This is a genomic window from Undibacterium sp. GW821-FHT07F11 (assembly GCF_059418665.1).
The window spans coordinates 94723-121250 of record NZ_JBWKQH010000011.1; the positions used below are offsets into that span (position 1 = coordinate 94723).

Genomic DNA, 26528 nt, shown 5'->3' on the forward strand with positions numbered 1-26528 from the left:
ATGCCTCAAGGCATGATTTGATTTCTTGCCCATCATGAGTACTGATATGGACAAGGCGGCACCCGAGTCTGGCGCTCAGGTGGCAGAACATGCCATTGCTGTCATCGGCATGTCATGTGTTTTTCCTGGTGCTGCCAATATTGAAGCATTCTGGTCACTGCTTGAGCAGGGGATATGTGCAGTAAAGCGCATACCACCAGAACGTTGGGATACGGCAGATTTGCCCGCATCGGCTGCGCCTTACGCTGGCTTCATAGATGATGCGGCTTGTTTCGATCCTGCCTTTTTTGGCATTTCACCCAAAGAAGCAAGCGCGCTGGACCCGCGCCAGCGCCTGACTCTGCAACTGGCCTGGTGGGCGCTGGAAGATGCGGGCATCGCTGCCGACAGTTTGAAAGAAAGCCGTCTTGGTGTTTTCATAGGCGCAGTCAATGGCGAATTCCTCGGCAGCTTTGCCCACACCGACGATGTAGAAGCCCATATGGGTATAGGCATGTCGAATGCCATCATCGCCAACCGTATTTCTCATGTGCTGGGTCTGCGTGGCCCCAGCATGACGATAGATACCGCCTGTTCATCTTCGCTGGTTGCTGTACACCAGGCTTGCCGCAGCTTGCAGGCTGGCGATGCCGACATGGTGCTGGCTGGTGGTGTCAGTCTGATGTTGAGGCCAGACAGTAGTGTCGCTCTGGGCAAGGGTAGCATGCTGGCTCCTGATGGCTTGTGCAAGACCTTTGATGCCTCGGCCAATGGTTATGGTCGTGGAGAAGGGGCAGGCCTGGTCTTGCTCAAACGCCTGTCAGATGCGCTGGCAGATGGTGACCACATCCACGCCATCATACGTGGTTCTGCCACTAACCATGACGGTGTCTCGAATGGCATCACCGCACCGAATGGGCTGGCGCAAGAGAATTTGATACAGGCGGCGATTGCCGATGCTGGCTTGCGGCCATCAGCAATACAGTATGTAGAAGCACATGGCACTGGCACCTTGCTGGGTGACCCTACCGAGACCCGCGCTTTGGGGCGCACCCTGGGCCAGCAGTCGCGGCAAACGCCTTTGCTGATAGGCTCGGTCAAAACCAATATCGGCCACCTGGAAGCGGCTGCTGGTATCGCTGGCCTGATCAAGCTGATACTGGCGCTCAAGCATAAAAAGATACCCGCCAGCCTGCATTACACGCAGCCAAATCCGCACATCAATTTTGAACAATTGCGCTTGCAGGTGGTGGCGAGGACGACAGACTGGCCAAGCAATCCTGGGGCTGGCGCGAGAGCCGCCTCCATCAGTGCCTTTGGCTTTGGTGGCGCGAATTGCCATGTCGTGCTTGAGGAATTTATTCCTGTATCAGCTGCGGAAAATCCGCAAACCAGTGAGCCAGGAATTTTGCTCTTGTCAGCATCCAGCAATGAAGCCCTTAGTTTGCTGGCGCAGGAGACAGCGCAAAAACTGCAAGCTGATGTTCATCAAGATTTTGCTGCCATCTGTGCTTTATCACAGCATGGCCGCGCACATCTGCGTCACCGATTGGCACTGGTTGCGACAAATGCCGGTGAGGCGGCGACACATCTGCATACATGGTTGGACCAAGCCCATGCTGAGCAAGTCGTCACTGCTGTCGCTGCCAGAAGACCGCCCAAACTGGCTTTCCTCTGCCCCGGTCAGGGATCGCAAAGGCCAGGCATGGCCAGGGGTTTATTTCAAATTGCCAGCTTCCGCGCTACTATCGCAGAAGCTGACGCGGTGTTGCCCTGGTCTTTAAGCCAGTTGCTGCTGAATTCTGATGAAAATATCGACCAGACTGCTTACACCCAGCCAGCTTTATTGGCGCTTGGGGTAGGACTGGCGCGTCTGCTGACCGAATATGGTATCAAGCCTACCGTGCTGGCCGGACATAGCCTGGGTGAATATACTGCGGCTGTCATCGCCGGTGCTTTGAGTTTTGAGCAAGCTCTGCGCCTGGTTGAAAAGCGCGGCAGGCTCATGGGGGCCTTGACTTCAGATGGCGCAATGGCTGCTGTACGTACTGATGAGCAAACTACCTTGTCTTATCTGGCTGCTACGGATGTCAGTATCGCTGCCGTGAATGGCCCGCAATCCGTGACGATTTCCGGTGCCAGAGATCAACTGGATATACTCAGCCAGAAGCTGATTGCAGATGGCATACGGTTGCGCATGTTGAGGGTGAAAACTGCTTTCCATTCTGTCTTGCTGGAACCCATGCTGGCAGAGTTTGAACAGGCTTTGCAAGGGATAGAATGGCAGCCACTGCAAGTGCCAGTGACCTCTAATCTGACGGGTGAATTGCTACCCGTCGGCCATGTCTACGATACGGCTTATTGGTTAAAACATACGCGCGGAGCCGTGCGTTTTGCTGACAACATCGCGGCGTTGAGTAAAACCGGTATTGATACTGCATTGGAACTGGGTGCTATGCCCGTACTGTCAGGCATGCTGGATGATATTGCAAGCGCTAGCGCCAGCAATATACGCAGCCTGCCTTGCCTGGATGCGACTCAGGATGACAGGGTCGCATTCCTGAAAACAGTCGCGCACCTGTATGTACTTGGTAGCAAGCTGCAATTCGTTGACAACAAAAATACAGCGGCTGGCAATGCCTTGCCCTTGTACCCATTTGCCAGGGATGTCTTCCCCCTGAGCCTCGGCTTGAACAGTTTCAATGGCGGCAATGCGGTGGCGCTATCAAGCAAAGCTGTCGAAATCAACAAGACAGTAGCGGCAAGTACGCGCACGGTCGTCAGCGATCCGCTTGCTATCCGCAAGCGCATCATTGCCATCATCGCAGGTTTATTGGCGATTGATGCCAGCAAGGTAGACGCCGCAGCGCCCTTGCTGGAAATTGGTGCTGATTCATTGATACTGATGCAGGCTGTGGGCCGCATAGAAAATGAGTTTGCAGTCAAGATACCGGTACGTGCTTTCTTTGAAAATTTGTCGTCCATTGAAGCAGTGGCTGCGTATTTGGCGGAACAGCAAGGCGGTAAAGTATCGGCTGATGCAGTTGTCGAAAAAGAAGTTGAAACTGATACATCAGCAGCGCAAGTCATTAAACCCAAAAGCAATATCCTGCTCAGCACCAATCTGAGTGAAGTACAGCGCCAGCATCTCGATAAGTTCAGCCTCAGTTATTGCAAGAAAACGGCACTGTCCAAACAACAGGCGCAGCAATACCGTCATGTACTGGCGGACAGCCGCGCCTCGGCGGGCTTCCGTTTTTCCATCAAGGAAATGCTCTACCCAATCGTAGGTCAGCGCGCTGCTGGTTCCAGAATATGGGACTTGGATGGTAATGAATACATCGATATTTCCATGGGTTTTGGCGTACAGTTGTTTGGGCATGAACCTGAATTTTTGAAAGAGGCATTGGCAGAAAGCCTGTCGCGTGGCATACGCATAGGACCGCAGTCTGACATGGCGGGCGAGGTCGCCTGCCTCATCAGTGAGTTGACCGGGGTAGAACGCGTCGCCTTTTGCAGCTCAGGCACGGAAGCCATCATGACGGCGCTGCGTCTGGCGCGAACTTTTACTGGTCGCAATAAGGTCGCGATATTTCGCGACAGTTATCACGGCCATTTTGATGGTGTGCTGGGCGAGGTCAATGATGACCCATGGAAAGCGATACCGCGTGTGGCTGGCATTACGCCCGGTATGGTCAGTGATCTGGCTTTCTTTGAATATGGCTCGGCAGAGGCACTGGAATTATTGCGTGGCCGCCTGCACGAATTTGCCGCTGTGCTGGTCGAACCTGTGCAAAGCCGCAACCCCGGCCTGCAGCCGCAAGACTTCTTGCGCAGCTTGCGTGCCATGACCAGGATGGCATCGAGCTTACTGATCTTTGATGAAGTGCTGGTTGGTTTTCGCATACACCCTGGTGGTGCCCAGGCGTATTTTGATGTGCAGGCCGACATAGTCACCTATGGCAAGATAGTCGGCGGTGGTTTGCCTGTGGGTGTCATTGCTGGCCGTGCCGATATCATGGCTGGCATTGATGGCGGGCACTGGCAATATGGCGATGCATCTTATCCGGCGGCAGATACGACTTTCTTTGCGGGTACTTTCAATAAGCACCCGCTGGTGATGGCGGCAGCAAAAGCAGTGCTCACCGAAATCAAACAAGGTGGCCTGGCTGTCTATCAAAAACTCAATGACAGTACCGCCAGGCTGACTGCAGAACTCGATCAGGTGTTTGCTGCAGCCGGCGCGCCTGTACACATGAAGAATTTCGGTTCGCTATTCCGCTTTGTCTTCAGCGAGAACCTTGATCCCTTCTTTTATCATTTGCTGTATCGCGGCCTGTATGTGTGGGAAGGGCGTAATCTATTCCTGTCTACGGCGCACACTGATGACGATATCGCTCAGATAGTCAGCCGTGTCAGCGAGTGTGTGGCCTCCTTGAAATCGGCGGGCTTTATTGTTAGTTCTGCCAATGTGGCGCAAGCACCAAAAACAGCAGAAATAATCCTGCCTTTGTCCAAAGCGCAAAAACAACTGGCGACACTGTCAGCCTTGTCTGAACAGGGTTCGGCGGCCTATGTAGTCAGCGTGGCGTTAGAATTTCAGGGTGAAATCAATCATGCTGATATCACACACGCATTTACAAGACTGGTAGCCAGGCACGAAGCCCTGCGGGCATCCATAGACCTGGAAGCAGGGGTGCAGAAAATTGCGCCTCACGTAGATGTAAAAGTGCAGCGCCATCAAGTCAATGCCACTACATTGGACGCAGCCCTGCAAAACAGCGTGGCAGCCAGTTTTGACCTGACGCAGGCTGGTGCCTTCCGTATAGACTTGTTTGAGCTTGATGACCATCATGCTGTCCTGCTGTTTGCTGCCCACCATGTCTTCATCGACGGGCAATCCATGCAGATGTTGTTTGAAGAATTTGCGACGCTCATGAATGGCCAGCAGCCAGGTAGCAAACCAGACTATGCTTTATTAGCGCAGCGTATGGCAGATGCAGGTTCAACGCCAGAAGAACAAGAACACAAACAATACTGGTTAAGCAAATTACAGCACGCGCCAGTTGGCATAGAACTGCCATGCGCCCATGCCAGGGCCAGCATGCGTGGCTTTGAAGGTCAGCGCCTTACACATGAACTCGACAAGAACATCTTGCGCCAGCTTGAGCAAAAAGCGGGCAAACTGGGCATGTCATCGAGCATGGCCTTGATGGCGACCTTTGCTGCGACGCTGCGGCGTGCCGGGGCAGGGCGGGACATGGTCATTGGCGTCCCTTATTCAGGTCGTGATGAAGCGCTGGCACATACGCCTGGGTATTGCGCACATCTCTTGCCCTTGCGTCTGAACATTCCTGCGCAGGCGAATACCAGCACAGTGCTGGCAGAAGTGAAGCAGCAATTCCTTGATGCCATCAGCCATGCCAATTACCCGCTGTCACAACTGGTGGATGACCTGGGGCTGACGCGCGATCCTGCCAGGCCGCCATTGGTGAATATCACCTTCAATGTCGACAAACTGGCAACCATGCCCAGTTTGCCAGGCATGACGGTGCAGGCGTATTCCCTGCCTATACGCCATGCACGCTTTGACATAGGTTGCAATCTCGTCGATTGGCAAGATGGTGCGCGGGTAGAACTGGATTTCGATAGCCAGTTATTTGCTGCCGCAGATATGCAGGAATTGCTGGCAAGTTTTGTCGCCATGATAGAACGCATGGCAGGCAATGATCAGGATTTTGACGAGCGTGCTGCTGCCAGGGCCATTTGGTTACCTGCCAGGATTGAATCAACTTCTGTTAAGCCGGGCTTGCTGCAAAGATTCCGTCAGTCAGTTGAGCAAGACCCACAGACCGTGGCCTTGTGTGTTGATGCGACTGAGAGCATGACGCGCAAGCAGTTTGATCGCTTGTCAGACAGGCTGGCGCGGGACATTTTAAAAAATGAGCAAGATGCAGGCCCTGCACTCTTGCTGCTTGGCCGCAGCCTGGCTTTCCCTATTGCCATGCTGGCGGCATGGAAGGCTGGTAAAGCTTATCTACCGGTAGACAGCAATCTGCCACAAGCACGCGTACTGGAATTGATAAGACAGGCAAAACCTTGCTGTGTCATCGTGCAAGACAATAAGGATGTAGGGGATGCCTTGGTCGCGCTGGATATCCCTTGTCTGCAATTACCAGCCAGTCTCGCAGAGATCAGTGTCCAGGATCATCAGCCATTGCCCTTGCCTGATATAGACCCAGAGTCATGCGCCTATCAGCTATTCACTTCAGGTTCCACAGGCAAGCCCAAGTTGGTTGCTGTGCCGCACAGGTCGGTTCAGCATTATCTCGACGCTATTATCGCCGCCTTTGATTTGCAGCCTGGTTTGCGTTATGCCGTGATATCGACTTTTGCGGCTGACCTGGGTTTAACCACGGTCTTGCCGGCACTATTCCACAGCGGCTGCCTTTCCATTATCAGCAATGCCATGGCGCGTGATGCTGATGGCTATGCTGCCCTGATGCAGCAAACACCAGTTGATGTATTAAAGATAGTCCCTTCACATCTCGAAGCCTTGCTGGCAGCGCAGGACAAGGCAGCAGTCTTGCCGCTGACGCATCTGATACTCGGTGGTGAAACCGCAAGTATCAGGCTCTTGCAAGAACTGGCTAAGCTGAAACCAGCTTGCACCATCTTCAATCACTTTGGTCCTACCGAAGCAACCATAGGCGTCATGGTTGGCAAATGGCTGGGCGACTTGAGTGGCATGCGCTTCAGCCAGCCCCTGGGGAGGAACCGCATACATATACTCGATGCTGCAGGACAGCCATGCGCGTATGGCGAGACGGGTGAAATTTATCTGGCTGGCCCTGGTCTGGCACTGGGTTATGTGGGCGCGCCCGAAGATGCTGCCAGCCCTTTCTTGTTTACCGATATCGCTGGGAAACCTGAGCGCCTCTACCGTACTGGCGACCTCGCAGTCATGCACAACGATGGTCGCATACAGATTGTGGGTCGCAAGGATGAGCAACTGAAAATACGTGGCTATCGCATAGAGCCGGCAGAAATCATCGCTGTTCTGATGGCGCAAGAGAATGTGGCGAATGCGACAGTGATCCTGCATAAACCTGAATTTGGCCGTGCCAATGCAGGCCGCCCATATTTACTGGCTTACGTGGTTGCTGCTAATCAGGAAACTTCGCTCAATACGCAAAGTCTGCTGGAAAAACTGCGTCAGTATTTGCCCGATTACATGCTGCCAAAAGCGGTGATCGCCATAGCCAGCATTCCTTATACCTCAAATGGCAAACTGGACAGAGCTGCTTTGCCCAGACTGCATGATGAGCAAGATAATTCAGATACAAAAAACGCCATAAGCTCGGAAATAGAAGCTGTGGTACTGGCAATTTGGCGCGAACTCTTGCAACGCGAAAACCTGGGCGCGCAGGCAGACTTCTTCCAGAGCGGTGGAGATTCCATCCTGGCGATACAAATGATGGCTCGTTTGCGTCAGGCAGGCTGGCAAGCCAGGGCCGTGGATTTATATGCAACGCCAGTATTGGCTGACTTTGCAAAGAAACTCTTGCCCGCCGGTGAGATAGCTGCTGTGGATATTTCACCTGAAGGCGTGTGCGGACTCTTGCCTGCGCAACTGAGGTTGCAAACGCTGATGCATGAGATACCAGCGCATTTCAATTTATCCGTCCTGCTGGAAATGGCAGACTGGGTTAATACTGAAATGCTGGAGCAGGCCCTGCAAGCGCTGATCGCGCAACATGATGCACTGCGCCTGAGCTTCAGTGATGAAGCTGCGCATTTCAATGAACTTTCCAATGCACCAGTTTTACATCTGATGAAAGACTACCAGCAAGCGCAGGCTTCATTGCAACCTGCGCAAAAGAGTTTGCTGACTGCGGCATGGACACCTGCAAGCGAAGGACGCGCATCGCAGCTTTTGCTCGCTGTGCATCATTTCGTCAGTGACGGTATCTCCATGCAGATTTTGCTGGAAGACTTGCGACAGGCACTGCTGGATTTGCAGGCAGGCCGTGTCCCTGTATTGGGTAGAAAGACTGCCTCAGTACAAGCCTGGGCAGAACACCTGAAGCGCCAGGCCAGCCAGGATGCCGTATTGGCAGAGACTGAATATTGGGAAATTTGCACCTCCATTCCTGCGCCGGAATTACCTGGCAGTGACGATGACTATGGCTGTATTGCTGACGAAGCACAAATCAGCGTCATCCTGCCAGCAGAGATCACCAGCCGCTTTTTGCAGGGGCTTCCAGATTCAGCAGCGGAAGATATCCTCATCGCTGCACTGACCCTGAGTCTTGGTGACTGGACGGGCGAGCCCGTCGCCTATCTGGAACTGGAAAGCCATGGCCGTCAACTGGAACAGGCTGAACTGGATGTCAGCCGCAGCGTGGGTTGGTTCACCAGCCGTTACCCGGCCTGGTTTGACCTGACAGATATTAATGCTAATGCTGCTGCCAGTGAAATTGCAGCGCAGCGCAGCGACATACCTGCGCATGGTTTTTCTTATGGCTTATTGCGCTACCTCGGCCCGGACAAAGTGCGTGCCACGCTGGCACAAGGGCAAATGCCCGACATCAGCCTTAACTACATGGGGCAGATAAATCCACCGCCTGATGATGTCTGCAAGCTCTTGTCATGGTCGCCTGACCGTCAGGACAGAGGCGCAGAAAGAGCAGGGCACTTGCCACGCCTGCACAAGCTGGCGATAGAAGCTTACATACTTGATGGTTGCCTGCACTTGTTGTGGCAATACCAAGCAACAAGTTATCAGGAACAGGAAATCCGAAGCGTCGCGCAAAAAATGGCAGGCCATATCGCCAGTATCTTGAGCAACAGCACCGCGATAGAAGCAAAACATGGGAAGGAAGAAATAGCATGAACACGATGCCCAAACCCGGACTGAACTTGCGCCGCCCGGCTGTGCGTTTGTCTGATGGCAGCCTGGTCGATAAGCAGGGTTTCAGCAGTGCTTCCGGCTTGCCACTGGTCTTGCGGCCACATGCAAAAGGCGTGGATTTGCTGGGCTGGATCAAGGATAACCAAGCGCAGTTGCAGCGGGACTTATTGCAATACGGTGGTTTGCTATTCCGTGATTTTGACATGCGCGGTGTGCAGGATTTCCAGGTTGGTCTGAATGCCTTTGGCGTGCAACTCATGAACTACATAGAAAAAGCGACGCCGCGCAAGCAGGTGGATGGGCAGGTGTATACCTCGACCATCTTCCCGCCTGAGCATGTGATTGCCCTGCATAATGAATTGTCTTATGTGCGTCAGTGGCCAGGTCGCATCGCCTTCTTTTGTGAAGTAGCTGCTGAGACGGAGGGCGAGACGCCTATCGCCGATGTACGCCGTGTATTGGCTGCAGTAGATACTGAAGTGAAAGAGAAATTTCGCCGCCAGGGCTGGATGCTGGTGCGTAATTTTGGTTCTGGCATAGGACCATCCTGGCAGCATTCATTGGCAGTAGAAACCAGGGAAGAAGCCGAAGCCTATATGAAAAAATCAGACACGCAATGGACCTGGATGGAAGGCGACAGACTGCGAACTACGCAAGTACGCTCGGCGATACGCTGTCACCCGCAGACAGGTGAAGAGCTGTGGTTCAATCACATCGCTTTCTGGCATCCATCCAGCATGACGGATGAAATACGTACTTCATTGACTAGTGACCTGGGTGTGGAGAACCTGCCCTATAACACTTTCTATGGCGATGGCACGGTGATCCCTGACGAGGTGGTGGCGCACCTGCGTGCTGCCTATGATGCGGAAACCGTCAAGTTTCGCTGGCAGCCGGGTGACCTGCTCTTGCTCGACAATATGCTGGTGGCGCATGGCCGTTCCAGATTCACCGGGGAACGCAAGATACTGACGGCCATGGGGGATGAAGTACGCCCGGTCAGCGTCTTGCCAGGATCAACCAACTAAAAAAACAGATAAAACCAGGGATGCGCAAGTGAGCAGCAAATTAAAAAGCGGTTTTTCATTGTCACCAGTCCAGCAAAGGCTGTGGCAACTGGCGCAAAGAGATGGTCAGCAGACTTATCTGGTCAGTGTTGACTTTCGATGCGCTGACGTGGATGAAGCAATATTGTGCCTTGCCTTTGACCATGTATTGGCCAGGCATGAAATCCTGCGCATGCAATTTGGGGTATTGCCCGGCATGCAGTTACCTGTGCAGGCATCTGCTGAAACATTAGCGTCTACGCAAATAGCGCCACCACAGCTGGCTGCTATCCATGAAGACCAGCGCGCCTGCTTGCAAAAATTGAATGACAGCCATTACCGGCTAGGGTTATCTGCCTTGTGCGGTGATGCGCAGACGGCTTTGCTGATATTGACTGAAGTGGAAGAAAAGCTGGTCGATGCAGCATGGTGCGCCACGCCGCATGTTATAAAATTTGCGGAAGAAGACCTGCCCTTCACCAGCCTGGCGCAGTGGCAGCACGATATGCTGGCAGAACCTCAGGATGTGCAATTGCCAGCCTGGGATACGACAAACAGCCTGAAGGCAGGAAGCCTGCCTGACTGGCCTTTCATGCGCAGGCAGCGCCAGGCTACACCCTATGTCAAGCGTCAGCCTCTGGCATTGCCAGCAGACTTGTCCGCCGCTCTCAATGCCCTGGCTGACAAAAGCCAGTTGCCAGTCGCGCATTTGCTTTATCTCGCCTGGGCAGTATTGTTATACAGATTAAATCCGCAGTCACCTGCCGTAGCTTATCAGGCCAATGGTCGTGCGTATGAAGAAATGGCGACAGCCATGGGGCCTATGACACGGTTTATCCCGCTGCATAATGTGATTAATCCGCATGCCAGCTTCATTACATTGCTGAAGACGCATAGCACCGCCATTGATGAAGCCTGCGCGCTGCAAGACTATATCGCACCGCTGGATAGCAAACAGGGTCTGGCGGCAGGTTTTTGCTGGCAGCAGGCGAGCGCAGGCAAACTGATAACCGCAGATGCACCTTTCGCCTGGACAGATGAATGTCTGCTGGTGTTGTCTGCTTATGCAGATGCAACAAGCCAATTGCAACTGTACCTGGATTACGATATGGCAATCTGCGACTCTGCCTGCATGCACAATCTGGAAGAAGAATTGCTGACCCTGCTGGCATCCATAGTCGAGAGTCCTGAGGCGCAGATAGATCAATTGACACTGCTGGGCCCCAATGAGCGGCAGCAGATCATGCATGATTTTGCCGGGCCATCAGTGCCGCCAGCAGAACCATGGCAGGCACCAGTGCAAGATATTCTTGCTTGCCTTGCAAAGCATCCCGAACAGATATTCATACAAAGCCCGCTGACCCAATTGAGTGGCCAGGCTTGTTTGCACCGCATAGCAGAACTGGCGCAACATGTGCTGCTGGCCAGGCAGCAGGATGAAGCCAGGGCCAGGGTGGTGGCAGTATTGCTGGATCGCAGTGTAGACATGATAGCCAGCCTGCTGGCGATACAGGTGGCCGGGGCAGCTTACCTGCCGCTCGATACTGCATATCCTGAAGAGCGCATTGCTTTCATGTTGCAAGACAGTGGTGTCAGTGTATTGCTGACCAGCGCGGCTATTGCGACACAATTCAAACAGCAGGCTGCTTTCTCGTGTTTGCTGGAAAAGATAAAGTTGATCACGGTCGATACCTTGCCCGCACTTGAAGATGCAGCAGAGCCGCAATTCCCAACTTTACGAAGCAGTGACCTGGCTTACCTGATTTACACCTCGGGTTCTACCGGCCAGCCCAAGGCTGTCGCCGTAACACATGGCGCACTCGCCAATCACATGCAATGGATGCTCAGGGATTTGCCACTGGATGCAGACGATGCAGTGCTACAAAAAACTGCCATCAGCTTCGATGCCTCGGTGTGGGAAGTATTTGCTCCCTTGATGGCAGGTGCAAGGTTGGTACTGGCTGCCCCTGGAGTCGAAAGAGACCCTGAAGCCTTGTTGCAAACCCTGCAGGATTTTGATATCAGCGTGCTGCAACTTGTGCCCAGCATGTTGCGCATGATGGTAGGGCAGCCGGAGTTCGCCAAATGCCTGCGCCTGCGTCGCCTCTGTTGTGGCGGTGAGGTGCTGGATGCCGAGCTGGCACGCCAGGTGCTGACGGCTTTGCCAAGCGCGGCAGAATGTATCAACCTGTATGGCCCTACTGAGGCGACGGTGCAAGTCGTTTACGAAAAAGTCTGTATGGATGATGTGGTAGTTGCCATCGGCAAGCCCATAGACAATACCCGCATCTATGTGCTCGATGAATATCTGCAGCCGCAAGCCATAGGGGTACGTGGGGAAATGTATGTGGCAGGTGCCAGCCTGGCGCAAGGCTATTATCAGCGTGATGCCTTGACGGCAGAACGTTTTGTCAGCGATCCATTCGTGCATGGCGAACGCATGTATCGCACTGGCGACCTCGGTGCCTGGCGTTTAGATGGCAAACTCGATTGCTTTGGTCGCGCAGACCGGCAAGTCAAGCTGCGCGGTTATCGCATAGAGCTGGGTGAGATAGAAGCCATTGTTGCCGCACAGTCTGAGGTGCTGATGGCTGCCGTGGTAGTGGACAGGGATGCGGCAAACATAGACCAGTTATTGTGCTTCTATACCCTCAAGCCAGGGGGGAGCCTGACCGTCGCCAGTATCAAGGAGAAATTGGCCGCTGCCTTGCCAGACTATATGCTGCCAAACTGGCTGATACCGATTGATGCCTTCCCCTTCATGCCCAATGGCAAGGTCGATAACAAGGCTTTGCTGAAACTGCGGCCATCAAATACAGCAATGTCGCAGGCACCGCGCGATACATTGGAAATGCGCCTGGAACGTATCTGGGAAAGTGTGCTGCATGTATCCCAGGTCGGCATCACCAGTAATTTCTTTGACCTCGGTGGACATTCGCTTCTGGCCGTACGCCTGATGGCGGAGATAGACAAAGAGTTTTCCTACAGGTTGCCACTGACTTCGCTATTCTCTGCCCCTACCATTGCAGCTCAGGCAGAGCTCTTGCGCAATGAGAGCCTGCAACTTGATCCTGTCGTGATACCCATACGTGCAGGCAATCCCCAGCACACGCCCATCGTACTGGTGCACCCTACCGGCGGCAGTGTCTTGTGTTATCGCGACCTCGCCAGCGGTTTGACGACAGACAGGCCAGTGATAGCCCTGCAAGACCCCGGCCTCATGGGGGTAGCAATCTATGAAAGCGTGGAAGAACTGGCCAGTCTGTATCTGGACAAGATCGCCCCGCTGGTCAAGGACCAGCGCTATCTGCTGGCAGGCTGGTCCTCGGGCGGCATCATCGCTTATGAAATGGCAAGGCAGGCCCTGGCACGCGGTTATGAAATTGCTTTCCTGTGCCTGATAGACAGCCAAGTTGCACCACTGGCTGAATCTGCGCCGCCGCGTGAACGTTTATTGCGCTCCATCTCGCGCCTGATTGCCCACAAGGCAGACATCGCCTGTCCTGATTTATCTGGCTTGCCATTTGATATCGCATTGCAGCGCCTGCTGGAACTGGCACGGGAAGCTGATTATGTACCACCACATGCCGATGAAAAAGAAATCGCCAGACTATTTCATGTGTTTGAAAAAAATGTGACAGTGATAGGCCGCTATGCCGCTGGCCCTCTGCCGCGCCGCACCCTGCTCATGAAAGCCACACAGGCTTTGCCGGAAGCGATACGTGAGGCGGCAGTACACTACAACTCGGAAGAAAAACATTTGGGCTGGGACAAAATCTGCTTTGTCAAGGTACGCGATATCGTCGGCGACCATATGTCGATGATGGAAACGCCCAGGGTCAATGCGGTAGTAGTAGCCCTGGATCAGGAATTGAAGGAAGTCGAGCGCCTGCACGGTCTTGGGCGGCAGATACTCTTGCCCATGCTGGGCCTGTAGTTAGGACTTAAGCAAAACCGCCCCAAAGCGTTGCAGCTCCCGCATTTGGCAAGATTCGGTACTAAAGTACTGTCTTCGTCGCTACGGTGCAGTCGGGGTTTCAGACAATATATTGTCTGCCGACGAAGCGAACATTCCTTTCAAGGGATGTTTCCGAAAAGCGATAGCCTTGTTGGGACAATTTTGCGTAAGTCCTATTAGTAATGAAAAACTTGTTTTTGCTATTCTAAACATTGATGAGGGCTGGAACAAATATGGAAATGGTTTTTCCCCTGACGGCCATGCAACAAGGCATGCTGTTTCACCACTTACGTGAACCAGCCAGCGCTGCTTATTTCCAGCAATTGCAAGTACGCCTGCAAGGCGAACTCGATACAGCAAAACTGCAGCAAGCCTGGGAAACCGTCATCGCACATCATTGCGCCTTGCGCATGCGCTTCCTGTGGACGGGGGACCAGCCACGCCAGCAATTACAGACTACAGTCGTCCTGCCATTCAAAATCGTCGATTACAGCGATTCACCAAAGCGAGAGCATGAAGCCTTGCGCCAGCAATTCTTGCAGGCTGACAGCCAGCAAGGCTTTGCACTGGATAGCGCCCCACTGATGCGTGTCAGCATAGTGCGTTGGGCAGAACATGAATGGGAGATGGTCTGGAGCCATCATCACCTGATACTCGATGGCTGGGCATCCGGTCTGGTGCTGGCTACGGTGGCGCAACAGTATGCCGATTTATTGCAGGGCAAGGCAGCCAGCCTGCCAGCAGAGCGCCCCTATACCGATTTTTTACTCTGGCTGGGCAAGCGCGATAATCTGGCGGCAGAAGATTACTGGCGTCATGCCCTGCGCGGCTTTGAGCAAGCGACCAGTTTGCCAGTGTTGAAACGCAATACGGGAGCCGCTGCAAAAGTCCTGGCTTTTGAAAACCTGCTGGCTGCTGATGACTTTAGTGCATTATTAGCCCTGTCACAAAAAACGGGTGTCACCACCGTCAGCGCCATCATGGCTTGCTGGGGTTTGCTCTTGTCAAGATATGCAGACAGCAAGGATGTGCTGTTTGGTGTCACTACTTCTGGCCGGCCTGCTGAACTGGATGGGGTAGAGCAGATGGTAGGCCTGTTCATCAATACCATACCGCTGCGCATCAAACATGGCGCAGGCCACAGCATTGCCAGCCTGCTGACTGATGTACACAGACACCTTGCGGCATCGCGTGAACATGAACACAGCAGCCTGAGTCGCATAGCAGAATGGAGTGAGCTGCCGTCGGGCCAGGCGCTGTTTGACACTATCGTCGTCTATGAAAATTACCCGCTGGCAGTGCAGGGTAATCAACTAGGTGATGCCAGCATCATCGATTACCATCTCCAGGAAGAATCGAATTACCCGCTGACCTTGATTGTCGAACCCAAAGACGATGGCTTGCATTTACGCCTGCTGGCAGACACCACGCGTATAGAGCCTGCAACAGCGCAAGCCATGCTGGAGCAATATCGTTTTTTGCTGGAACAACTGGCTCATGCCACTGGTGAGCAACTGGTCAGGGATTTGCATTTGCTGACAGCAGAGCAGCGTGAGTTGCAATTGCAGCAATGGAATGACACTGCCTGCGCTTATGACACTACAGCCACGCTGGCAAGCATCTTCATAGATCAGGCAGCGCGCACGCCGGATGCGATAGCCCTTATCGATGCGCAAGGCAGCATGAGCTATGCCAGTTTGCAAGACAGGGTCAGCCAGGTGGTGCATGCCATTAATGCCCTGGGATTGAGCGCAAATTCACCAGTCGCCGTCAGGCTCACGCGTGACCGCGAAATGCTGATTGCCCTGCTGGCCGTCGTCGCCAGCGGCCATCACTATGTGCCTATAGAACCGCAACTGCCTGCTGCCCGTGTCATGGCGATTTTTGATAGCCTGCCAGTGTGCAGCATATTGACGGTCAGCAGTTTGATGGAGAGCACGCTGGCTCTGGCAAATGAGCGACAATTGCAAGTCGTCTGCGTAGATCTGACGACAGCCTTGCCAGTCGCAGCCTTGCAAAACCAGGCACGCCCGCAAGACCCGGCTTATGTGATCTTCACATCCGGTTCCACCGGCAAGCCCAAAGGTGTATTGGTCTTGCATCAAAAAGCCATCAACCTCATAGAGTGGGTGAACAACACATTTGACATAGGCGCGCAGGACAAGCTTTTGTTCGTCACTTCACCGGCATTTGATTTGTCGGTGTATGACATCTTTGGCATATTGGCCGCAGGCGGCGTCGTCAGGATAGCCAGTGAGGCCGAGATTGCAGACCCTGAGCGTTTGTTGAAAATAATAGAAACAGAAGATATCAGCTTCTGGGATTCTGCACCGGCAGCCCTGTGGCAACTGGAATCATTATTACCGCAAGGTTCTGCGACTTCCAGGCTGCGCCTGATCTTCCTCAGTGGTGACTGGATACCACTGGCCCTGCCAGACCGCATGAAAGCGGTTTTCCCTGGTGTCTGCGTCGTTGCACTGGGTGGTGCGACTGAAGCGACCATCTGGTCGAATTACCATATCGTTGGAGAGCTACAGCCAGACTGGGTCAGCGTCCCCTACGGCAGGCCGATACAGAACACCCGTTACTACATCCTTGATGCAGACTTGCAGCCTGTGCCTGTGGGCCTGCCTGGTGACTTATATATAGGCGGTGATTGCCTGGCCGAAGGCTACGTAGGCCAACCCGAGTTAACGGCAGAGCGCTTCCTGCACGACCCACATGCCGGACCGGGCGCGCAGAATGCCCGCATGTATAAAACCGGCGACCGTGCCAGGTTTTATGCGGATGGCGTTATGGAATTTCTGGGTCGCCTTGATAACCAGGTCAAAATACGTGGTTTTCGCATAGAGCTGGGCGAGATAGAAATCGCCATGGGCAGGCATGCGGCGATACGTGATGCGATTTGCATAGTGCATGACCATAATGAAGCTGGCCCGGCCTCGGGTAAATCTGATAAGGAATTGATTGCCTACTACGTCCTGCATCCCGGCCAGAGCCTGGGGGCAGAGGAATTGCGCCTGTATCTGCAAGCGCAACTGCCAGCCAGCATGCTGCCCTCGCATTTCTTGCAACTGGATAGCGTACCAGTGTCAGTCAATGGCAAGGTGGATAGAAAAAACCTGCCACTGCCTGAGCGCGAGGGCAATGCACATGCACAGCAGCAGGCAGGTGCTGATGCTGTGCAGGACATTATTGCAGCAGTATGGTCAGAAGTATTGTCTGTGCCGGGCGTGCATGCCAGGGATGATTTCTTTGCCCTGGGCGGACATTCACTGCGAGCAACGGCCGTCATGGCAAGGTTGCGGGCTGCTTTCACGGTGGACCTGCCTTTGCGCCTGATATTTGAATATCCGACACTGCAAACTCTGGCAGCAGCAGTACGCGAATTACTAAGCGGCTATGTGCAAGCACAGGCGCTGACTTTACCAGCATTGAATCGCGCTCAGGGTTTGCCTTTGTCACGTGCGCAATCGCGCCTGTGGTTTTTGCACCAGATGGAGCGAGCCAGCGCCAACTACAATGTCGCACTGGCGGCACGGCTGGATGGCAATCTGGACCAGGCTGCTTTCCAGTGCGCTGTACAACAAGTGGTGGCGCGCCATGAGATACTCAACCTGCGCATACAAAAGCAAGGGCAGGGTGCTGTCATGCAGGTCGTGGCTGACGACGCTAAGCTGGCAATTCATGTTGAAGATATCGCTAAAGAAAACCTGGATGAAACACAGATCAATGCCAGGCTCAAACAACTGGCCAGCCAGGCCTTTGATCTGGAAAATGAAAGACCGGTGCGCCTGAGTCTCTTGCTCAATGGCGACCAGCAAGCCTATGTGCTGATACTGATACACCACATCGCCACCGATGGCTGGGCGATTGCCCTGTTTGCACAAGAACTTTTGCAAGCCTATGCCGCTGAAGTAAACCACATCCAGGCATTTGCAGAACCCGCATTGCAATATGCCGACTTCAGCCACTGGTGGGAACAGCAGGTGCAGGAGCAATATATCAACAAGGAAATGCAATACTGGAAGCAGCAACTGGCTGCCTTGCCACGCCTGAATTTACCCACAGATTTTCCGCGTCCGGCAAACAGCAGCCATGCTGGCGCACGCACCAGCTTCGGGCTTGATACCAAGCTATCTGATGATTTGCGCCGTGTATCGCGTCAGCATTCAGTTACCCTGTTCATGCTCTTGCTGACGGCTTTTCATGTCGTCCTGCGCCACAGGGCTGGGCAGGATGATATCGTCGTTGGTAGCGATATCGCAGGCAGGGATCATCCGTTCGCAGAAAAAATCCAGGGCTTCTTCGTTAATCAACTGGTCTTGCGCAGCAATTTTGCTGATTGCAACAGCTTTGCCGATATGTTGGGCAAGGTCAGGCAAACCAGCTTGCAAGCTTATTTCAACCAGCACTTGCCATTTGACTTGCTGGTGCAGGAACTGAACCCGCCACGCGATGCGGGGGGCATGCCGCTGTTCCAGCACAAGTTCGTCCTGCAAAATGCACCACTGGCGGAACTGGATAATAAGCACTTCCAGATACAGGCAGTCGACTTGCATACCGATACCGCAAAATACGATTTGCTGCTGACTGTCATTGATGAGCCACAATTGCGTGCCACACTGGAATTCAGTACAGAATTATTTACTGCAGCAACTGCACAAAGCGTACAACGAGAATTTATCGCTGTGCTGTGCCAGGTCGCCGCCGATACCAGCATCAGCTATGCCAGCCTGGCCGCCATGTTGTCACTCGATGGTGCAGAACGTCAGGAAGCGGCAAAACGTGATTTGCGTAAGAGTGGTTTGCAAAGACTGAAAGAATTGCGCAAGCCAGGGGCAACACCATCATGAAAGATACGATGACGGAGCAAGCAAACATGACTGCCCATAAAGTAGAACGGGTTTTATGGGATGTGACAACAGAAGCGGCTGAGCTGCATACAGCCCTGTCAGCGATTTTGCCCGATCTTGATACGCGACTGGCGGCTTTGCGCCAGGAACTGCCTTGTGCCCATGGCATCAATCCCTTTCAGTCTGGCGAGTACCAAAGGCCCTATCGCCACTTGCGGGCTTTTTACCAGGATACTGGCGCGGGTGTACTGGCGCATAAAGGGACGGAAGTGTATGCGCATGACCGTGACCAGCATCTGGCTGTCTTGTCGCAATTCCGCATTGATTACCCCGTACGCGGTAAATCGCTATTTTCTGCGGCTGAACATTTTGCTCTGGTTGAGCAAAAAATCCCGCTGGCCATCAGCGCGTTTGAAGCAGTGGAAGATGCGAAAGCTGCTTGCATGTTGCAGCAAGCGCATTTAAAACGTTTTGGAAATCTTGCCTGCATACCTACACCCTTGCTGGTAATACAGTGGCCCACATCCGTACGCGACAGTCATCTCACTGCCTTGCGTAGCCTGTTGTCAGAAAGGGCCATGCGCATCGTTGAGACTTCATCAGCAGATGGCCTGGCAGCGATCATCTATCACTACCCCAGCCTGCCTTTGCGGGTTGCCCACTTGCCTGTGGAATTGAAAAAGCTCGGCACCATACCCTGGCTGCAAAGACTGAACAGCCTGACTGCGGACTATGGCCTGACACCAGAACAGGTGGTCGATCGCTGGATAGACCTGGTTGCCCGCATGCTGGCCCTGGGTTTTCTGCCTGGCCGCACAGAACACATAGGCATAGGCCATTGCCTGGAAATGCAAAATGCCGTCATTGATGGCGGTTTTGTCGATCTTGGCTCCATCATCCCCATGGCTGAAGTCAAGAGCGATGCGGCCTTCATGGAAATGCTCATGGCTGCCTTTGCAGACCTCAGTAAAACCGTGCGTCACTTCATGCTGGGGCCAGTGGCCGATGTAGAAGCCGAATACCGCAATCCGTCCTTACTCATGCTGGCCTGCCTGCAAAGAGTCGTGCCTGCACTCTTGCAAAGATTGCGCACCTATCCTGATCTGGAGCCACGCCTGCAAGCCTATCTGGATCGCAGCGAGGCTGGCTGCTTCAGCGCACTGGCTGAAGAATTCCGGCACCTGAGTCCGGCCATGCTCAATCCGGCGGAGCACGCATGATGACAGCGCGACTGCTTACCGAAATGGTGCCCGGCCTGGATGCCATGTATAAACCTGTAGACCTGGTAGAGAGACCAACACCCATCAGTAATGAAGCCAGCCTGGCAGCACGCTGGAATTTGCAAGCGCTATGGGTGAAACGCGATGACTTCAGCTCTCCCATCTATGGTGGCAGCAAGGTCAGGAATCTCGAATATTTCTTTGGCGATGCGATAGCCAAGGGCGCGACCAGTGTCGCCACCATGGGGCCACTCGGCAGCCATCAGGTATTGGCGACGGCGACCTTTGCCCGTATCCACGGCCTGCATGCGCGCGCCTTGCTGACACCACAGCCAAATGTGCATGAGGCTGGGTTGAACAAGCGCCTGTTGCCAGCATTGGGCATGGAATTCCTGCGCTGTGAACGTTTCCTCGATGTGCCCATGGCTTTCCTGCGCATACGTTATTCCCGCCATCAGGGGCAGCGCCCTTACTGGATACCACCAGGCTCGCATCATCCCATAGGCGTGCTGGGCGTCATCGAAGGTGCTCTGGAAATTGCGGCTGCCATCAAAAGTGGCGAACTGCCGATGATAGATGACATCGTTATCCCTACCGGTACTTGCGCTACTGCATCCGGCGTCTGGCTGGGCCTGGCGATGGCGGGTTTGCCGATACGTGTGGTGGCGGTGCGCATGGTACCCATGATGATCACTGGCCCAGGCAAGATGAAAAAACTGGCGATGAAAACCCTGGCCCTGTTGCGCCAGGCTGGTTATACCAAAGAACCGCAGTTCGGCGAAATACTCTGGGTCGATGACTTTGCCGCACCAGGTTACGGGCAAAGCAATGCCGATGCCGACGAAGCCGCCAAGGAAGTGGCGGAGGCCAGTAACTTCCGTACTGAGACCACCTATATCTCCAAGACACTGGCGATGTTCCGCAAGTCCACCTTGCAAGGGCGGCGCGTGCTGTTCTGGAATACCTATAGCGCGGTTGATCCTGATCCATCCACCATTTGTGCAAAGGCGGCAGCATGAGTAGCTTGAGCTTATCCCTGCTGGATCTGGGCATCATTGCCCCCGGCCAGAATGGCGCAGATGTGCTGGCGCAAACCTTCAGGATGGCGAAGCTGGCTGACCAACTGGGTTATGAGCGCCTATGGCTGGCCGAACACCACGAATCCCATTTCTCCTGGGCTGCGCCGGAAATGATGCTGGCTGCGCTGGCGCAAGCCACGCGACGTATAGGGCTGGGATCAGCAGCAGTATTGCTGCCCCTGTATAGCCCGCTGGCTGTGGCAGAAAATTATCGTGGCTTATCTGCATTATCAGGTGGTCGTGTCGTGCTGGGAGTTTGCGGTGGCGTGCCTGCTGATCCTGTTGCACTGGCCGCATTGACAGGTACGGATGAGCCGCCCGCTGTCATTACCAAACAGTTTGCCAGCAAACTGGCGGATCTGAAGCGCTATCTCGATGGTGAGTTCCCCGAAGGGCACCGCTTTGCCCACGCAGCCACACCATGCTTTGCTGAAAGACCACCGCTGTGGATCATGGGTTCAGGCTTTGGCACGGCAGAACTGGCAGCAAAGTCAGCAGCCAGTTATGCCTATTCGCTATTTCACAGAGCCAGTACGCAGGATGCTGCCATCACCGCTGCCTATAAACGTCAGTATGGCGAATACCAGGGCAGTACAGACAAAGCAAAAATCGCCATTGCACTGAGTTGTGTCTGTGCTGATACCGAAGAGATTGCCCAGACTCAAAAACAGCAGGTAGAAAGCTGGATAGGCAGCACCATGCGCGTCAATATCTGTGGCACGCCAGCATCCTGCCGCGACCAGATACTCGCGATGCAGGAACGCTACGATGCTGACAGCATCATCATCTATCACATGTGGCATCTGGAAGAACACAAGCGTGCAGCCATAGTTGCACTGGCTGAATTATTTCAATTGCCAACGGAATTTCAGACATGAAGACCAGTCCTCTGACTTTACTGGATCAATACCGTGCATACATGGAGGTAGATGCTGATGCCGCTGCCATGTCCTGGGTGCCAGAGCGCTCGCAAGACCTGGCAGAACATTTGAGCCGCCAGGAACTGTATGCTGCCAGTGAAGGCATCGCCTGTGGCCTGTTGCAATTAAGCTGGCCTGATGATCATCCGCGCATGATCATCCTGGCGTTTTCACCAGGTCTGGATTTCATACTGGCTTTCCTGGCTTGTCAGATTGCGGGCGTTATTGCCATCCCCATCGCCATGCCCAGACGTGGACGCGAAGCGCATATACTCGAAGCCATCGTCAGCAATTGCGGCGCGACGATGACGCTGACCAGCGAGCCTGAAGTGCTGCGATTACAGGATGTATTTGCCTCCAGCCCGGCTTTGGAAGGCATGCATGTACTCAGTACCATACAGTTGAAGGTATTAGGTGAAGGCAGGGACATGGCCGGGCGCAAAGCCCAGGACTATGCCTTCATCCAATACACGTCTGGTTCCAGCAGCTTGCCAAAAGGCGTACTGGTCAGCCACAGCAATCTGGCAGCTAATCTCGCGCTAATACAAAAAGACTTCAGAGTTGATCCCGAGTTTGTCATGGTCAACTGGCTGCCGCATTATCATGACATGGGTCTGATAGGTGGTTTGCTGACGCCACTATATGGTGGTATACCCGGTGTCAGCATGGCACCGTCTGCCTTCATCAAACGCCCGGTGCGCTGGTTGCAACTGATATCGGCACAAGACGATGGCCGTAAAGTCATGTCCGGCGGCCCCAATTTTGCTTATCAGCTTTGTGCTGACCGGGTGGCCGATGCCGATATAACAGACTTGCGCTTGCACGCCTGGAAGACTGCTTATAACGGTGCCGAACCGATACGCGCAATCACTCTGCAAAAATTTGAACAACGCTTTGCTCCGGCAGGCTATTCGAACATGAATATGCTGACCTGCTATGGCCTGGCAGAAACCACGCTGTTCGCTACGGGTAACCATGATCCTGTCATACGCCCCGTTTCAATACTGGGTTTGGAGCAGGGTAATATAGGTGCGCCGCTGAATGAAGAAGATAGCCGTCAACTCGTTGCCAGTGGTCATGCCGACCCTGAGCGCATAGCCATTGCCGACCCGACGAGCAAACTCAGGCTGGCTGAGGGCAAGATAGGTGAAATCTGGATCACCGGCCCCAGCGTGCCTGAGACTTACTTCAATAATCCTGAGCAAAGCCAGCTGACTTTTCATGCGCAACTTGCTGGCCAGCCTCTGTCGCGTTATCTGGTGACTGGGGATATAGGTGCCATTGTCGATGGGCAATTGTATGTGACCGGACGCAGCAAAGAGTTAATGATTGTGAATGGCCGCAATATATATCCTCATGATGTGGAAGCATTGATACAGAATGCAGTCGCTGGGATTGAGGATGTCGCCGTTTTTTCTTATGATGATGCGAGCGCAAAAAATGAAAGCATTATCGTCATCTGCGAGTTGGCACGCACGGCGCGCGGCTGGTTTGCAGACACGGCTGAGCAGACACTGAGTGCAGAACTCGAAAAACTCGCCAACCAGATCCGGCTGGCAGTGGCGCCGGCAGAAATTGCGATTACCCATCTGCGCCTCGTTGGTCCCATGGGCATTAGCAAGACTACCAGTGGCAAGACCAGCTATGGTCAGAACCGCAGGACATTTTCTGAATTGCCAGACAGTATCAGATCACGTACCGCATCGGCAGAATTCCGCAACAAAGACTAATCAGTTAATCCGGGAACAGATAATGGCAGAAAAGCTGGCAGCAAAAAACTGGGATGCAGAACAGCTGGAAGACTGGCTCGTCAGCAGAGTCGCGCAACTACTGAAGCAAGCAGCCGATGATATCGATCCCGACATGCCGTTCAACAGCCTGGGCCTGGATTCCATCAATGTCATGGACCTGATTGTTGAACTTGATGATTTGCTCGGTATAGAGATTGAGTCCACCATCGTCTGGGATTATCCGACGATACGTCTCTTGAGTGAATACGTAGCAACACTGGCTAAAGAGTAAAAAATACTAAGAGGTTGTTGCGAGATTAAGATGGCTAGGCGCGCTGCCGCAGACAGTACTTTAGTACGGCAAGGAGGCGCAACAACGCCAGGTTAATTTCGCGATAACCTCTAAGCAAGAGCAGCACTGAATGAATGCATCATGGAAACCCATGATCCTATCTCTACCGGAGCAAGCATGAGCGATCAAAAGTCAGTACCCAAAAACGAAGCCGCCAAGGCAGCAGATGGCGAACATAAAACCAGTTTCTGGGGATTTATCGGTCAGGCACTGGGTCTGGCTTTTACCTACCGTCTGCTGGCCAGCCTGGTGGCGCTGGCCTTGCTGGTGCAGATAGGCTTTAATCTGCTCATGCCCTTAAGCTACCGCTATATCTTCGACAAGGCCATCGTCAACAAGGACATGCCGCTGCTGGCAATGCTGCTGGGCATACTGGCTGTGGGTTTCCTGCTCAATGCTGGTGCTGGGCTGATGCAGGATTTTGGTACGGCGACCATAGGTTCACGTATCTCCAAGAGTTTGCAGGAAAGGATGTTCGCCAACCTGCAAAAGCAATCCACCGATTTTTTCAGCAAGACACCGCAAGGCGATATCGTTGCCTGTTTTGGTCCTGATGTGATGGCGATAGAAACCGCACTGGTGCGTGGCTTGCCCAGCTTTTGCATGCGCCTGGTCACCATCGTCACCAGTCTGGTCTTGTTATTCGTCATTGAGTGGCGGCTGGCGATGGTGGCGTTGATACTCATGCCCATGATCGCCTTTGCTCCCAAGCCATTTGGCCCGCGTGCGCGCAAGTTTGGCCGTTCACGTGATGACCTGCAATCCGGTAATGCAGGTCTGGTACAAGAGAACTTGCTGAACCACCTGACCATACGTACCTTTAATCTCAGCAAATACCGTGAACAACAATTTGGTGACAGGTTGACGCGCTTGCAGGAAGATGATTTCAGGGCGAATTTTTTCACCTCCATGATAGGCCGCTCCACCAATGTGGCAGCTGGTTTCCTGCAGATAGGTGTACTCGGTGTTGGTGCCATTCTGGCTGTCATGGGTTTTCTGACCACGGGTTTGCTGATTGCCTTCATAGGCTTGTTGCTCAATATCGGTGGCGCTACCGACAACCTGACCCAGGCCATCCCTCTGCTGGTGCAGGGCATGAACAGTTATTCGCGCATACAAAAACTGCTGGGTGCGCAGCCAGCATTGCCTGATAGCCCCACAGCCACGGCACTGCCAGCGATACAGGAAAACCTGAAACTGCAAGGTGTGGAATTTGCCTATCAGGCGGATCATCCCATCTTGCGCGGCGTCGATATAGAAATCCCGGCGGGCAAAACTGTTGCCATCGTCGGTGGTTCCGGCTCCGGCAAATCGACGGTACTGTCTTTGCTGATGCGTCTGTATGACCCGAACAAGGGCAAGATACTGTTAGATAATGTGGATCTGCGTGATGGCACCGAGGCATCGCTGCGCGCACAGACCAGCGTGGTCTTGCAAAACACGGCTTTGTTCGATACCAGCATCGCAGAAAACATACGCATGGGCAGGCTGGATGCAACAGATGAAGAAATTGTCGCTGCCGCCAAGGATGCGGGCATCCATGATTTGATCGAGACTTTCCCGAACGGCTATCAAAGCGTTGTCGGCAGCCAGGGTGGCAGCCTGTCGGGCGGCCAGCGCCAGCGTATTGCGATTGCCCGAGCACTGTTGCGTAATCCACGCATACTCTTTCTTGATGAAGCAACTTCGGCACTTGATGCCCATACAGAGGCCGAGATAGGTGCAACTCTTGATGCCATCTCTGCCGACTGGACCGTGGTATCTGTCACCCATCGCTTTACCCATATCACCAATTACGACCTCATTATCGTCATGGAAAAAGGCCAGGTGGTGGAGTCGGGTACGCATGAAGAACTGCTGGCCAAGGATGGCCGCTATGCCATGCTGTGGCGCAAGCAAAGCGGCTTTACGATTACTGATGACGGCAAGGCCAGTGTTTCCGTCGAAAGACTCAGGGGCATCCCTTTCCTGTCAGAATGCTCGGACGAAGTCTTGCAAAAACTCTCGAAGTCGCTGGTGTCAGAATCCTTTGCTGCTGGCAAACCTGTGTTTGAAGAAGGTGAGCCAGGCAGCAAATTCTACATCGTCGCCCGTGGCAAGCTTGAAAACTATGTGAAGCTCGAAGGCGATAAAGAAACACCGCTGGGTATGTTGGATGATGGCGACTACTTTGGTGAGATGGCCTTGATACGCCCGGTACCGCGTACCTGGTCTGTACGTGCGGTGGTAGATAGTACCTGTATCAGCCTCGATCGCCAGCAATTCATGGAACTGATGGATGCTGATCCCAAACTCAAGGAAGCAGTGACGACAACTGCCTATGAGCGCGCAGCAGAGTGGACGCAGGCCATCATGGAAGCGGCAGACGCCTGAGCCTGGGCTCGCGCAAAACCGCCCCAGCTGTGTTGCAGCTCTCGCATTTTTGCAAGACTTTGTACCAGAGTACTACCTTCGTCGCTGCGATGTAGTCGAGG

At 53.7% G+C, this 26528-nt stretch carries 10 protein-coding genes; all 10 read left to right on the forward strand.

From position 1 onward, the window contains the following. Positions 1–34 precede the first annotated feature (34 nt). The 10 genes from AC07OI_RS25115 (at position 35) to AC07OI_RS25160 (ending at position 26427) form a co-directional block, all read left to right on the forward strand. The gene (locus AC07OI_RS25115; RefSeq protein ID WP_495259118.1) at positions 35–8875 is read left to right on the forward strand and encodes a type I polyketide synthase; all 8841 of its coding nucleotides are present in this window, start codon (positions 35–37) and stop codon (positions 8873–8875) included. Next, a complete protein-coding gene (locus AC07OI_RS25120; protein WP_495259119.1) occupies positions 8872–9921 on the forward strand; it encodes a TauD/TfdA family dioxygenase in 1050 nt (349 codons plus the stop codon). Before AC07OI_RS25115 ends, AC07OI_RS25120 begins: the two co-directional genes overlap by 4 nt. Positions 9922–9949: 28 nt before the next feature. After that, positions 9950–13876, forward strand: a complete 3927-nt coding sequence (locus AC07OI_RS25125) for a non-ribosomal peptide synthetase (RefSeq protein ID WP_495259120.1) — start codon at positions 9950–9952, stop codon at positions 13874–13876. A gap of 254 nt (positions 13877–14130) precedes the next feature. Continuing rightward, positions 14131–18753, forward strand: coding sequence for an amino acid adenylation domain-containing protein (locus AC07OI_RS25130; protein ID WP_495259121.1), 4623 nt, complete (start codon positions 14131–14133; stop codon positions 18751–18753). A 26-nt stretch (positions 18754–18779) separates the two neighbouring features. Beyond that, the gene (locus AC07OI_RS25135; RefSeq protein ID WP_495259122.1) at positions 18780–19973 is read left to right on the forward strand and encodes a hypothetical protein; all 1194 of its coding nucleotides are present in this window, start codon (positions 18780–18782) and stop codon (positions 19971–19973) included. Beyond that, positions 19970–20992 (forward strand): 1-aminocyclopropane-1-carboxylate deaminase/D-cysteine desulfhydrase, encoded by a 1023-nt coding sequence (locus AC07OI_RS25140; RefSeq protein WP_495259123.1) that lies wholly within the window; start codon positions 19970–19972, stop codon positions 20990–20992. Before AC07OI_RS25135 ends, AC07OI_RS25140 begins: the two co-directional genes overlap by 4 nt. Next, positions 20989–21930 carry an MsnO8 family LLM class oxidoreductase gene (locus AC07OI_RS25145; RefSeq protein WP_495259124.1) on the forward strand — a complete coding sequence of 314 codons (942 nt, stop codon included), beginning with the start codon at positions 20989–20991 and terminating at the stop codon, positions 21928–21930. Before AC07OI_RS25140 ends, AC07OI_RS25145 begins: the two co-directional genes overlap by 4 nt. Then, positions 21927–23702, forward strand: coding sequence for a fatty acyl-AMP ligase (locus AC07OI_RS25150; RefSeq protein ID WP_495259125.1), 1776 nt, complete (start codon positions 21927–21929; stop codon positions 23700–23702). Before AC07OI_RS25145 ends, AC07OI_RS25150 begins: the two co-directional genes overlap by 4 nt. A 22-nt stretch (positions 23703–23724) precedes the next feature. After that, on the forward strand, positions 23725–23994 hold the full coding sequence (locus AC07OI_RS25155) for an acyl carrier protein (RefSeq protein ID WP_495259126.1): 270 nt from the start codon (positions 23725–23727) through the stop codon (positions 23992–23994). 141 nt (positions 23995–24135) lie between these two features. Then, entirely contained in the window at positions 24136–26427 is a 2292-nt protein-coding gene (locus tag AC07OI_RS25160) for an ABC transporter transmembrane domain-containing protein (RefSeq protein WP_492706895.1), read from the forward strand. Positions 26428–26528: the final 101 nt, after the last annotated feature.